Below are 13,636 nucleotides of genomic sequence, written 5' to 3'. Positions count from 1 at the left end.
CGAGAATGACCCTGGCCCTGGCAGCCGCTTTTTCGGTTTCTGCCGCCCAGGCTGAAGATAGTACGCCCCAGGCTCTTCCCACGCCGCCCGCCACCCAAGGCCAGACCCATGTCACGGCCGACCACATGGACGGGCAAATGCAGGACAAGCTCAAGGCCAGTGGCGATGTGGTCGTCATCCGCGACAACCAGACCCTGGAAGCCGACTGGCTCGACTATTACCAGCAGCAAAACCGCGTCAAGGCCGGCAATCATTTCCGCCTGACGCGCGAGAAGGATGTCGTCACCGGCACGACGCTGGATTACTGGATGGACGAGCATACCGGCTCGGCCCAGCAGCCTTTCTTCCAGATGGGCAGCCCGGATACCCAGAACAAAGCCGGTAGTAGCAATCGCAGCCTGGCCAAAACCGGCATTGCCTTCCGTGGCGATGGCAGCGAAGTGCAATTTACCGGGCCGGACCAATACCGCCTGATCAACAGCCGAGTGAACTCCTGTGTGGTAGGCGATGATTCCTGGTATCTGAAATCCTCCACCCTGGACTTGAACTACACCACCAATATCGGTGTGGCACGCAATGCCCGGCTGGAATTCCAGGGCGTACCCATTCTTTACACCCCCTGGATCGACTTTCCGCTGGATGGCAGCCGCAAGTCCGGCTTGCTGACACCAACCTTCCGTTCGGGCAGCAGCGGCTTCGACCTGGCGCTGCCCTACTACTGGAATATCGCCCCCAATTACGACGCCACCATCACGCCGCACATCAATCTCAAGCACGGCACCATGCTGGCTGGCGAGTTCCGCTACCTGGAGCCGGATTTTTCCGGCAGCATCTATACCGAGCAGCTGCGCAATGACAAGCTGACCAATACCGACCGCTATGCTTGGTACGCCACGCACAAGCAGACAGTAGTACCGGGCCTGACCTTCGGCTACGACTACAACTACGTTTCCGATGTCAATTACTTCACCGACTTCGGCGACCGCACCCTGAGCGCCACCAACGTCAACCTGATGCGCCAGGCCTGGGTCAACTACACCACCAGCTGGCAGGGCGGCAACGTCAATACCATGCTGCGTGCCCAGCGCTACCAGACGCTGGAAGACCCAATCATCCCGGCCGACCAGCCCTATGCGCGGCTGCCGCAGATCAGCCTGACCGCCAACCAAAAGTTGCCGGACGGTTTCAGTTTCAACCTGCAGGGCGATCTCACCCGCTTCTCGCACCCCACGCTGCAGACCGGTGACCGCGTGGTCGCCTATCCCAGCGTGAGCTGGACGTATGAGCGTAGCTGGGGCTTCATCAAGCCCAAATTCGGCGTCAACTACACCAGTTATTCGCTGAATGCACTGGGCAGCGACACTACACCGGGCAGCAATATCACCCGCACCCTGCCCATTTTCAGTACCGACTCTGGCCTGTACTTCGAACGCGATGCCAATTTCCGTGGCAGTGATTATGTCGAAACCCTGGAACCTCGGCTGTTTTACGTTTACATCCCGGCCAAGGACCAGAGCAATATCCCGAACTTCGACAGTTCGGAAAACGACTTCAACTTCGCCCAATTGTTCTCGGAAAACCGCTTCTCCGGCTGGGACCGCATCAATGCGGCCAACCAGCTGACTGCGGCGTTGACCAGCCGGCTGATCAGCAGCGAAACCGGTATCGAGCGCCTGCGCGTGATGCTGGGCCAGCGCTACTACTTCAAAAATGAAGACACCTCCTTGTACGGTAACCAGATCACCCTGCAAAACAACAGCAAGGGCTTGCTGGGTAGCCTGGGCGGCGATCTGACCCAGGCCTGGCGTCTGGACAGCACCTATGAATACAACCAAGATCTGGCCAAAACCCAGCGCTACAACCTGCAAGTACGCTACAACCCGGAGCCGGGCAAAACAGTCAGCCTGCGCTATCGCTACGGCCGTTACGAGCAGATCGGCGATACCACGCAATATGGTCCGTTGCGCCAGATCGATTTCGGTGTGCAGTGGCCCATCGCCCGCCAGTGGTATGCCGTGGCGCGGGAAAACTACTCGCTGATCGACAACAAGCCGCTTGAGCATCTGCTCGGGGTGGAGTACAACGACGGCTGCTGGACCGCACGCGCTGTGGTAAAACGCGATGCCTCGCTGGCGACGACGATTACTTCCGCCACCACACATACCGGTGTATTTTTCCAGCTGGAACTGCGCGGTCTGGGCGGTTTGGGCAGCAATCCCACTTCCGAACTGAAACTGGCGATTCCGGGCTACTCCAATATTTCCGACATCCGATCCAATTGACCATGAAAAAAACCCTGCTTGCCCTGTTGATCGCAACCATTGTCCAGACGACCCATGCGGCGCCGGCGTCCCCGGTCAACGAGCTGGATCGCATCGTGGCCGTGGTCAACAAGACCGTCATCACCAATATCGACCTGCAAAACCGCATCGATGCCGCCATCCAGCAACTGAAGGGTCAGAACGTCACCCCGCCTGCGCGCGACATTCTGGCACGCCAGGTACTGGAGCAGATGATCACCGAACAAGTGCAAATGGAGTATGCCAACAGCAATGGCATGCGTGTAGACGAGCATGATCTTGACCAGGCCATTGCTGATCTGGCCAAACAGAACAAGCTGGATGTCAAAGGTCTGCAGGCACAACTGGCCAAGGAAGGGGTGCCATTTGCCCGCTTCCGCGAAGAAATCCGCCGCGAAATCGTACTGGCACGGCTGAAGAACAATGAAATCGGCTCACGTATCAATGTCACCGACAGCGAAGTGGACCAGGTACTGAAAAGCGCTCAGAGCGCCAATCGCAGCGAATACCACCTGGCCACCATCCTGATCAGCACACCCGAGCGTGCCGATGCCAAACAGCTGGATACCCTGTCGGCCAAGGCCAACAAGGCACTGGGCGAGCTGAACGACAAGCAGCCCTTTGCCAAGGTCGCTGCCAGTTACTCCGACGCCCCCAACGGCATCAAGGGGGGCGATCTGGGCTGGCGTCCGGCTGCCACGCTGCCGCCGGAATTCGTCTCCATGCTGGATCAGCTGAATCCCGGTCAGCACACCGGTGTCATCCGCACCGCCCAGGGCTTCATGATTTTCCAGCTGCTTGAAAAGCGCAGTGGCAACCAGCCGCTGCTGGTGGAGCAATACCACACCTCGCACATCCTGATCCGCACCAACGAAGCCGTATCGGATGCCGATGCCAAGAACCGCATCCTGCAGATTCGCGACCGCATTCTGCGTGGCGCCAAATTCTCCGAAATGGCCAAGCTTTATTCCGAAGACGGCAGCAATGTCAAAGGCGGCGATCTGGGCTGGGTGAACAAGGGCGACATGGTGCCGGAATTTGAAAAAGCCATGCTGGCCCTGCCGGTAGGCACGGTGTCCGAACCGGTACGCAGCCCCTTTGGCTGGCACCTGATCCTGGTTGAAGCCAAACGCAATCAGGATGTCTCGGCCGACCGCGAACGCCAGACCATCAAACAGCAACTGCGCCTGCGCAAGCTCGACCAGGCTTATCTGGACTGGGTACGCCAGCTGCGCGACTCCGCCTTTGTTGAAGAACGCCTGGACGACAAGTAAGCATGACTGATACCCGCCCCGTGCTGGCCATCACTGCAGGCGAGCCAGCCGGCATCGGCCCGGATCTGGTCCTGCAACTGGCAGGCCACAGCGACGGCGCACGGCGGGTCATCATTGCTGACCTGTCACTCTTGCAGCAAAGAGCGGCACAGCTGGGGCTGAACAGCCTGCGCTTTCAGCCCTACCTGCCCGGGCAGGCGGCTGCCCCGGCCGGCGTACTGGAAGTGCAACATGTGCCGCTGGCCGCAGCGGTCACCCCCGGCCAGCTGGATCAAGCCAATGCCCGCTATGTACTGAACACCCTGGATGTGGCGATAGCTGGCTGCCTGTCCGGTGAGTTTGCCGCCATGGTCACCGCCCCGGTGCACAAGGGGGTGATCAACGATGCCGGCGTGCCCTTTAGCGGACATACCGAATATCTGGCCGAGCACACCGGCACGCCGCGCGTGGTGATGATGCTGGCAGGTGCCGGCATGCGGGTGGCACTGGTCACCACCCATCTGCCGCTGCGGGCTGTTGCCGACGCCATCACCACAGCGGAGCTGGAAGCCGTCATCCGCATCCTGCATGCCGATCTGCAACAGAAATTCGGCCTGCCCTCGCCGCGCATCCTGGTCGCCGGCCTCAACCCGCATGCCGGCGAATCCGGCCACATGGGGCGCGAGGAAATCGACATCATCGAACCGGTATTGCAACAGTTGCGCGCCGAAGGCATGCAGCTGATCGGTCCACTGCCGGCCGATACCCTGTTCAATCCCGACAAGCTGGCCCAGGCCGATGCCGTGCTGGCCATGTATCACGACCAGGGCCTGCCGGTGCTCAAATACGCCAGCTTCGGTGCCGGCATCAATATCACGCTGGGCCTGCCCATCATCCGCACCTCGGTGGATCACGGTACCGCGCTGGACCTGGCCGGCAGCGGTCGCGCCGACCCCGGCAGCCTGTTCGAGGCCGTCAAGCTCGCCGAGCAACTGGCACAGAACCGGCAATAACAGCGCATGCCGTATAACGCAGCCCCTGTTGATAACAGGGGCTTTTCCTTTTGCGGCAAGGCTTTAGCACATCACGGCCAATATTGTCCGACAACATCCAATTTACCCGGATATCTTCACGTCAAAATGAGAAAATGACGCATGCGGCATTTTTCGCAACGCAGCAATTGGGCTAAACTAGCCGGTAATATATTCAAACAATTACTGCAGCACGGACCATGACCACCAGCAACCAGCAGCGTCTTCGCGAGATTCCTTACAACTACACATCGTATTCGGACCGGGAAATCTTCATCCGGCTTCTGGGCGAGCCCATGTGGGCACTGCTGGAAGAGTTGCGCAGCGAGCGCAAGACCGGCCGCTCCGCCCGCATGCTGTTCGAGGTGCTGGGCGACATCTGGGTAGTGGATCGCAACCCCTATCTGGTGGACGACCTGCTGGACAATCCCAAGCGCCTGTCGGCGCTGGTGGAAGCCATGCACCACCGCCTGCAGGAAGTGGAAAAACGCCGCGAGGGCAATGACAAGGTGGGCCGGCTGATCGCAGCGGCCCGCGAAGCGGTAGACCGCTTTGCCCAGCAGTTTGCCGAAACGCGCGAGCTGCGCCAGGCCATCCTGAAGAAACTGTCGCGCCATACCCGCAAGGACAACATCCTGTTCGACGGTTTGGCCCGCGTGTCGCACGTGACTGACGCCACCGACTGGCGTGTCGAATACCCCTTCGTGGTGCTGTCGCCGGATACCGAAGAAGAAATCGCCCCGCTGGTGCGTGCGCTGATCGAACTGGAACTGACCATCATCCCGCGTGGTGGTGGTACCGGCTACACCGGTGGTGCCGTGCCGCTGGATCGCCGCAGCGCGGTGATCAACACCGAAAAACTGGTGCAGCACAATGGCGTGGAATACATCGGCCTGCCGGGTCTGGATGGCGAGCGCGCCACCATTCAGTGTGGCGCTGGCGTGGTCACTGCCCGGGTATCGGAAGCAGCCAGTGCCGCCGGCTTGGTGTTTGCGGTAGACCCGACCTCGGCCGAAGCCTCCTGTATCGGCGGCAACGTCGCCATGAATGCCGGCGGCAAGAAGGCCGTGCTGTGGGGTACTGCGCTGGACAACCTGGCCAGCTGGAAAATGGTGGATACCGATGGCAACTGGATGTTCATCGAACGCCTGGCCCACAACTACGGCAAGATCCACGACATCGATGTCGCCAGCTTCCGCATCACCCGCTTCAAGGATGATGACAAGACCGTCCTGTCCACCGAACAGCTGGACATCCCCGGCCCCTCTTTCCGCAAGGTGGGTCTGGGCAAGGACGTCACCGACAAATTCCTGTCCGGCCTGCCTGGCGTGCAAAAGGAAGGCACCGACGGCATCATCACCAGCGCACGCTTCGTGCTGCACAAGATGCCGGCGCACACCCGCACCGTCTGCCTGGAGTTCTTCGGCACGGTCGCCCAGGCCACCCCGGCCATCGTGGAAATCACCGACTACTTCAAGCCGGATGGCGCAGGCTGCAAGGCTGGCGTGCAGCTGGCCGGCCTCGAGCATCTGGACTGGCGCTATGTCCGCGCCGTGGGCTATGCCACCAAGGCCAAGAGCAAGGGCCGGCCCAAGATGGTGCTGATCGCCGACATCGTCTCCAACGATGAAAACGCCGTAGCCGAAGCCGCCAGCCAGGTGGTGCGCTATGCCAATGCCCGTACCGGCGAAGGCTTTATCGCCGTCACCGCCGAGGCGCGCAAGAAGTTCTGGCTGGACCGTTCGCGCACCGCCGCCATTGCCCGCCACACCAATGCCTTCAAGATCAACGAAGACGTGGTGATTCCGCTGCCGCGTCTGGGCGACTACTCCGACGGCATCGAACGCATCAATATCGAGCTGTCCGTCGCCAACAAGCTGCGCCTGCTGGACACCCTCACCGAATACTTCCATGGCCGCCTGCCGGTGGATACCGAAGGCGGTGCGGTTTCTGCCGATGAAATCATCGGCGAGCGTCGTGGTACCGCGCTGGAGCTGATTGCCACGCTGCGCCAACGCTGGCAGTGGCTGCTGGACAATCTGGACGCACCGTTTGCCCAGTACCGCGCGCAATGGCCAGATGCACCGCTGGTCGATGCCAATGCCACGCCAGCCACCCTGTTTATCGCCATGCGCGACTTCCAGCTGCGCGTCAGCTGGAAAGACGAACTGCTGAACGATCTGGAAAGCCTGTTCTCCGGCAAGGCCGATGCGCCCATCCTGGATGCCGTGCATGCCCTGCATCAGAAGGTGCTGCGCGGTCGCGTGTTCGTGGCGCTGCACATGCACGCCGGCGATGGCAATGTGCACACCAACCTGCCGGTCAACTCCGACGACTACGACATGCTGCAAACCGCGCACAAGGCGGTGGCGCGCATCATGGAGCTGGCACGCAGCCTGAACGGCGTGATTTCCGGTGAGCACGGCATTGGCATCACCAAGCTGGAATTCCTCACCGAAGAAGAAATCGCCCCCTTCCGCGCCTACAAGCAGCGCATCGACCCCAAGGGCCATTTCAACAAGGGCAAGCTGTTGCCGGGGGCCGACCTGTCCATGGCCTATACCCCGTCCTTCGAATTGCTGGGCGCGGAATCGCTGATTCTGGAACAGTCCGACATCGGCAGCATCTCCAACAGCGTCAAGGACTGCCTGCGCTGCGGCAAGTGCAAGCCGGTGTGCTCCACCCACGTGCCGCGTGCCAATCTGCTGTACAGCCCGCGTAACAAGATTCTCGGCGTCGGCCTGTTGACCGAGGCCTTCCTCTACGAAGAACAAACCCGCCGTGGCGTCAGCCTCAAGCATTTTGACGAGCTGTCCGACGTGGCCGACCACTGCACGGTCTGCCACCGCTGCGTGAAGCCCTGCCCGGTGAAGATCGACTTCGGTGATGTCTCGGTCGCCATGCGCAACTTCCTGCGCAAGACCGGCAACAAGCGCTTCAACCCCGGCACCGCGCTGGGCATGGCCTTCCTCACCGTCAAGGACCCGGCCACCATCAAGGCCATCCGTGGCGGCCTGGTGGGCTTTGCCTACAAGGCACAGCGCCTGGGCTACAGCGTGGGCAAAAAGCTGCACCTGACCGGCGCGCAGACCAAGCAACCACCGTCCACCGTGGGCAAGGCGCCGATCAAGCAGCAGGTGATTCATTTCATCAACAAACCGATGCCGGGTGGCCTGCCCAAGAAAACCGCGCGCGCCCTGCTGGATGTGGAAGACGCCAATGTGGTACCGGTGATCCGCAACCCGCAGTTGGCCGAAGACGCCGAAGCGGTGTTCTACTTCCCTGGCTGCGGCTCGGAGCGTCTGTTCAGCCAGGTGGGCCTCGCCACCCAGGCCATGTTGTGGCATGTCGGCACCCAGACCGTGCTGCCGCCGGGCTATCTGTGCTGCGGTTACCCGCAGACTTCGGCCGGCTATGCCGACAAGGGTGAAGCCATCACCACGGAAAACCGCGTGTTGTTCCACCGCCTGGCCAACACGCTGAACTATCTGGACATCAAGACCGTGGTGGTGAGCTGTGGCACCTGCTACGACCAGCTGGCCAAATACCGTTTCGAGGACATTTTCCCGGGCTGCCGCATCATCGACATCCATGAATACCTGATGGAAAAGGGCCTGAAGCTGGAAGGCATCGGCGGGCAGAAGTATATGTACCACGACCCCTGCCATACCCCGATGAAGGCTTACCAGCCGCTGGACGTGGCCAACAAGCTGCTGGGTGGCGGCGTGACGCTGAGTGACCGCTGCTGCGGCGAATCCGGCACTTTTGCCGCCAGCCGTCCGGACATTGCCACCCAGGTGCGTTCGCGCAAGGAAGAAGAAATCAACAAGGATCTGGCCAAGATTGGTGCCACCGAGCAGCCGGTGAAAATTCTCACTTCCTGCCCGTCCTGCCTGCAGGGCCTGTCGCGCTACAGCCCGGATACCGGTACCGAGGCCGACTACATCGTGGTGGAAATGGCCAAGCACATCCTGGGCAAGAACTGGATGAAGGACTACGTGGAAAAAGCCCGCAACGGCGGTATCGAACGCGTGCTGCTGTAAGCTCCGCACACTGAGCAGCAACAGAAAACCGCAGGCTTTGCCGCCTGCGGTTTTTTCATGGCTGAATGCAAGACGCCGGACGATGCTGGCGGTACATGCGCTGCAACCAGCCGTACAAGGGCCGCTGCACAAAGCCCTGCCGCCACTGCCACACCACTTCGGGCAAACGGGCCTGCATGGCTGCCTCATCGCCCTCCCACGGCAACAAGGGCCACAGTAATGCGGCAGCAGTCAGATCTGCGCGGCTGAAGCTATCGCCCACCAGATAGTCACGCCCCTGCAAGGCCGTTTCCAGCTTGTCCAGTGCCCGCTCCAACTGCGGCAGTGCCGCTGCCGCACTGCGCGAGGTAATGTGCATCTTGTAATACATGGCCTGGCGGATCAACCCGAACAGCGCTTGAAACACCAACCCCTGGCCACCCGGGGCAGCACGCAGCAAAAAGGCCATGGCATAGCGCCGCTGCGGCAGTACATGGCGATAAAACCACAGCCGCAGCGGCACGCCGATTGCCTCTCCCAGCCAGTGCTCCCACTCCCGCGCCTGCGCAGCCAGATGGGGATCTGATGGTGTCAGCGCAGGCTGCGGCCAGCGCTGCTCCAGATAATCGATGATGGCGGTAGAATCCTGCACGATATATTCACCATCACTCAAGATGGGCAGCGACGTACCGCTTGCCAGATGGCGGCTCCACAGCACATGCAGGCCGGGCAAGAGATTAACTGTATCGAAGGGCTGCTGTTTATAGTCGAGCGCCCAGCAGGCTTTCTCGCAAAAGTGGGAAAAGGCGAATTGATAGAGCTTGAGCATGACGACCCTGGCACAAGATTGTCCTGGCTGCACAGTATGCATTAATGACAATTAAATTATTTTTCTTTTGCCGATTACTTGTGCCAGATCAGGCTTGTCGTGCAGACAATATTGCTGCTACAACCATCCAGCCCCCCAACCACTGGAGCGAAGCATGCGTCGTGATAGCGCACTCTTGATTGTCGATGTCCAAGTAGCCCAGTTCGAACCCGCCCCACCCTATCAGGCCGATGCGGTACTGGCCAGGCTGAACCAGGCCATTGCCCTGGCCCGTCAGCAGGGCATGCCCGTCATTTTCGTGCAGCACGATAGCCCGCCCGGCACCGACCTCGCCCCCGGCAGCGCCGGCTGGGCACTCCACCCGGCCTTGCAGCGACTCCCTGAAGACCTGGTGGTGCACAAGACGGTAGGCGACAGCTTCTACCGGCCCGAGCTGCACGCGCTGTTACAGCAGCTGGGCATACACCAGCTGTGGATAGGCGGCTCCGCTACCGACTTCTGTATTGATTACGCCATTCGCAGTGCGCTGTCGCACGACTATGCCGTCACCGTACTGGAAGATGCCCACACCTGCCGCAACCGTCCCCTACTGAGTGGCGAGCAGGTGGTGGCCCACTTCAACTGGGTGTGGCGCAATATGGATGAAACCCCGCAAGCCCTGCGCGTGTGCAAGGTGGCCGAGCTGGGCTGAAGAGCCAGGCGAGGAAGAGCGGGCATGAAAAAGAGGAGGCTTGCGCCTCCTCTTTTTTGAGCACTACTGCGAGTGAGCTGCCGCTGTGCGGCTTATTACTTATTGGTTCAGCTTGCGCGGGGCATGCTGGTGATGCTTGGCGGCGTGATGATGATGGTGCTTATGCACATGCTTCTTGGCAGACTGGGCCTTTTGTGCAGCCGGCGCCGAAGCAGCCTTCTTCACCTGATGGTGTTTTTTGGCGTGGTGTTTCTTGGCCTGATGCGGTTTGGCATGATGGGGCTTGGCCGGCGCGCTCACTGCAGGCTTGGCAGCAGGGGCGGAAGCATCAGCGGCAAAGCCGGCAGCGGAGGCGAGACCAAACACAGCGGTCAGGACGAGTGCGGCGATCTTTTTCATGGTCATTCTCCCGTAAGGCGACTTTGTTGAGTTCCGGGGGCAGTGTGTTTGCTGCCTCCATGAACTGCATCTTAGGGAGGGGACGCCGCCCCGTCTGTGAGACTCTTGTAAGCCCGTGTAAGCAATCGTAACCGGCTCAGGCTTGCTGCGCCGGCACCGGCGTGACCCGCGTCACCAGCAACTGGTCGATGCGGTAGTTGTCGATGTCCACCACCTCGAACTTGTAGCCGGCGTACTCGACATGGTCGGTGCGCTTGGGAATCTTGCGCAGCATATACATCATGAAACCGGCAATGGTTTCGTAGTTTTCGTCATCCGGAAAACTGTCGATGTCCAGCGCACGCAATACATCCTCCACCGGCGAGGCGCCATCCACCAGCCAGCTGTCGGCATCGCGCTGCACGATCTGGTCTTCCTGGCTTTGTGTCACCAGGTCGCCCATCACCGTGCTCATCACATCATTCAGGGTGATGATGCCCACCACCAGCGCATACTCGTTCATCACCACGGCAAAGTCTTCGCGCGAGGCCTTGAAACGCGCCAGCAGCTCGGACAGTGTCAGGCTGTCGGGAATGATCAGCACATTGCGGATGGTCAGCTCACGCTTGATCGACACGCTTTGCTGGTTCACCAGCCGCGTCAGGATATCCTTGGAATCGACATAGCCCACCACGGCATCCACCACGCCGTCACACACCAGATACTTGGCGTGCGGGCTTTCGGCGATCTTGCGCTTGATACTGCTTTCCTCTTCCTGCAGGGTGAAATACACCACGCTTTCACGTGCGGTCATGGACGAGGGTACGGTACGGCTTTCCAGTTCGAACACGTTTTCGATCAGGTGATGCTCCTGCTGATGCAATACACCGGCCTCGGCACCGGCCTCCATCATGGCGACGATATCATCCGGGGTCAGGTCATCCGGCCGTGCCGTCGGCAGGCCAAACAATCGGAACAGCATATTGGCCATGCCGTTGAACAGCCACACCAGCGGCATGAACAGCCTCACGCAAGCCTGCATCGGCCGTACCACGCGCACGGCGATCTGCTCCGGCGCGGACATGCCCAGCCGCTTGGGCATCAAATCGGCAAACAGCACGAACAAGGCCGTCACGGTGACGAAAGACAGCAGAAAGCTGACCCGCTCCACCCAGTCAGCCGAAAAAACCAGATGCAGCGCCTGGGCAAAATAGGGGGTAAAGGCCGCTTCACCCATGATACCGGCCATGATGGCCACGGCGTTCAGGCCGATCTGCACCACGGTAAAGAACAAGCCCGGCTGCGCCTGCAAGGCGAGCACGCGGTCGGCGCGCATATCGCCCTCTTCGGCCATTTGCCGCAGTTTTATTTTGCGTGCCGCCGCCAGCGAGATTTCCGATACGGAAAAGAAGGCACTGATCAAAATCAGTACGGCAATCACCATCAGGCTTTGAACCAGATTCACACAGTATTTCCAGGGAGTTAGCGACGATTTGTCTTGTACAGAATAGCAGGCCCGCATGACAGGACTGAACACACGGACAGTTGAATCAGTATAACAGACGAAAAAATGCAGCAAGTGTCAGGCGCGGTAGAATGAGCGACATCCATCAACAGAAAATGGCTATTTGATCATGACTTGCCCTCTTTGCACCCTGCCGGCTGGCGAATTGCTGCATGAAGACTCCCTCCTCTGGGTACTGCTGGTAAACGAGGCAGGTTACCCCGGCTTTTGCCGCGTCATCTGGAAACAGCATGTACGCGAAATGAGCGATCTGTCCGCCGCTGACACACGCCACCTGCTGGACTGGGTACTGCACACCGAGCGAGCACTGCGCCAGGTGATGCAGCCAGAGAAGATCAACCTGGCCAGCCTGGGCAATGTAGTGCCGCACCTGCACTGGCATGTCATCCCGCGTTTTGCCGATGATGCCCACTTTCCCAGCCCGATCTGGGCCAGCCCGCAGCGTGAGGGCGCCGACCACAACCAGGCCGGACTGGCCGACAGCTTGCGTGCCGCCTTGAAAAATCAGCCACTTGCCGCTGCAGTGCAATAAACCGGCCCGCTTGCCGACTGTAGCTGCTTCTGTGTAGGCTAGAGCGGTCCTGCCGGTTTGCCACCGCGTACCGGCAGGCATGCGGAACCGCTTTCAAGCCGGCCCCTGGGCCGGCTCGTAAGCGGCTCCTCCTTGCCACATGGCGCAATCCACGGCCATGTGCACATCCATTCAGGAGAAGCCGATGTACACCACCCTCATCAGCCCGGCCCAGTTGCAGGCGCTTGATCCCGAGCACTACGTCATTCTCGACTGCCGCTTCCAGCTGACCGACCCGGAATACGGCCTGCATGCCTATCAGGCTGGCCACATTCCCGGCGCACGCTACCTCAACCTCGATTACCACCTGTCCGGCGTCAAGACCGGCAGCAATGGCCGCCACCCCCTGCCGGACGGCCAGCGGCTGGCAGTGGACCTGGGCGCGGCCGGCATTACCGGCGATATCCAGGTGATCTGCTATGACGACGCCGGTGGCATGTACGCCGCCCGTGCCTGGATGCTGCTGCGCTGGCTGGGCCACGCTGCAGTAGCCGTGCTGGATGGCGGCATCCAGGCCTGGCAGCAAGCCGGAGCAGTACTGGAAACCGACAAAAAGCGCTATATGCCGCGCCGCTTTCCGGTGAATGCCAGCCTGGTTGAAACCGTCGATGCCGATCAGGTGCTGACCAATCTGGATGAACAAGCTTTTGTGGTGGTGGATGCCCGCAGCCCGGAGCGTTTCCGTGGAGAAGGCGAAACCATGGACCCGGTCGGTGGCCATATTCCAGGCGCCCGTAACCGCTTCTTCCAGCAGAACCTCAACAGCGAAGGTCGTTTCAAGGATGCCGCCACCCTGCAGCAGGAATGGAACACGGTACTGAATGGACTGGCGCCGGAACAGGTCGTCCACCAGTGCGGCTCAGGCGTCACCGCCTGCCATAATCTGCTGGCAATGGAACATGCAGGGCTGAGTGGCAGCCGCCTGTACCCTGGCTCGTGGAGCGAATGGTGCAGTGACCCGGAGCGCCCGGTTGCCCGCTAAGGCCAGCGACTAAAGCCCCCGCAATATAAAAACCGCCGCCCTCGCTTGCGAAGG

10 protein-coding genes are annotated in these 13,636 nt (G+C 60.5%); 7 read left to right on the top strand and 3 right to left on the bottom strand.

Annotation, left to right across the window (positions count from 1 at the left end; translation table 11 throughout):
* Positions 1 to 5: 5 nt before the first annotated feature.
* From H2Z84_RS16210 to H2Z84_RS16195, 4 genes are all read left to right on the top strand, one after another.
* Positions 6 to 2,282 carry an LPS-assembly protein LptD gene (locus H2Z84_RS16210; RefSeq protein ID WP_258869438.1) on the top strand — a complete coding sequence of 759 codons (2,277 nt, stop codon included), beginning with the start codon at positions 6 to 8 and terminating at the stop codon, positions 2,280 to 2,282.
* 2 nt (positions 2,283 to 2,284) lie between these two features.
* Positions 2,285 to 3,574: a peptidylprolyl isomerase gene (locus H2Z84_RS16205; RefSeq protein ID WP_258869437.1), complete on the top strand. Its 1,290-nt coding sequence runs from the start codon at positions 2,285 to 2,287 to the stop codon at positions 3,572 to 3,574.
* A gap of 2 nt (positions 3,575 to 3,576) precedes the next feature.
* Positions 3,577 to 4,566, top strand: a complete 990-nt coding sequence (pdxA, locus tag H2Z84_RS16200) for a 4-hydroxythreonine-4-phosphate dehydrogenase PdxA (RefSeq protein ID WP_181836888.1) — start codon at positions 3,577 to 3,579, stop codon at positions 4,564 to 4,566.
* A gap of 218 nt (positions 4,567 to 4,784) precedes the next feature.
* Positions 4,785 to 8,627: a DUF3683 domain-containing protein gene (locus H2Z84_RS16195; protein ID WP_103524456.1), complete on the top strand. Its 3,843-nt coding sequence runs from the start codon at positions 4,785 to 4,787 to the stop codon at positions 8,625 to 8,627.
* 55 nt (positions 8,628 to 8,682) lie between these two features.
* On the opposite strand, the gene H2Z84_RS16190 is transcribed toward H2Z84_RS16195, so the two are convergent.
* Positions 8,683 to 9,435, bottom strand: coding sequence for a glutathione S-transferase family protein (locus H2Z84_RS16190; protein WP_181836887.1), 753 nt, complete (start codon positions 9,433 to 9,435; stop codon positions 8,683 to 8,685).
* Between the two features lie 154 nt (positions 9,436 to 9,589).
* On the opposite strand from H2Z84_RS16190, the gene H2Z84_RS16185 reads away from it, so the two are divergent.
* Positions 9,590 to 10,126, top strand: a complete 537-nt coding sequence (locus tag H2Z84_RS16185; protein WP_181836886.1) for a cysteine hydrolase family protein — start codon at positions 9,590 to 9,592, stop codon at positions 10,124 to 10,126.
* Positions 10,127 to 10,225: 99 nt separating this feature from the next.
* Here H2Z84_RS16185 and H2Z84_RS16180 read toward each other — a convergent pair whose 3' ends face one another.
* Positions 10,226 to 10,525, bottom strand: a complete 300-nt coding sequence (locus H2Z84_RS16180) for an acid-shock protein (protein WP_181836885.1) — start codon at positions 10,523 to 10,525, stop codon at positions 10,226 to 10,228.
* A 136-nt stretch (positions 10,526 to 10,661) separates the two neighbouring features.
* Entirely contained in the window at positions 10,662 to 11,969 is a 1,308-nt protein-coding gene (gene paeA, locus H2Z84_RS16175) for a polyamine export protein PaeA (protein WP_309545489.1), read from the bottom strand.
* Positions 11,970 to 12,138: 169 nt separating this feature from the next.
* On the opposite strand from paeA, the gene H2Z84_RS16170 reads away from it, so the two are divergent.
* Positions 12,139 to 12,561, top strand: a complete 423-nt coding sequence (locus H2Z84_RS16170) for an HIT family protein (RefSeq protein WP_181836884.1) — start codon at positions 12,139 to 12,141, stop codon at positions 12,559 to 12,561.
* Positions 12,562 to 12,745: 184 nt separating this feature from the next.
* Entirely contained in the window at positions 12,746 to 13,582 is an 837-nt protein-coding gene (locus H2Z84_RS16165) for a sulfurtransferase (RefSeq protein WP_181836883.1), read from the top strand.
* Positions 13,583 to 13,636 lie beyond the last annotated feature (54 nt).

The sequence above is a fragment of the Aquitalea aquatica genome (genome assembly GCF_013911085.1).
In the GTDB taxonomy this organism is placed as follows: Bacteria; Pseudomonadota; Gammaproteobacteria; order Burkholderiales; family Chromobacteriaceae; genus Aquitalea; species Aquitalea aquatica.
Note: the sequence above shows the minus strand (reverse complement) of the source record. Positions and strands in the feature narration are given on the sequence as shown.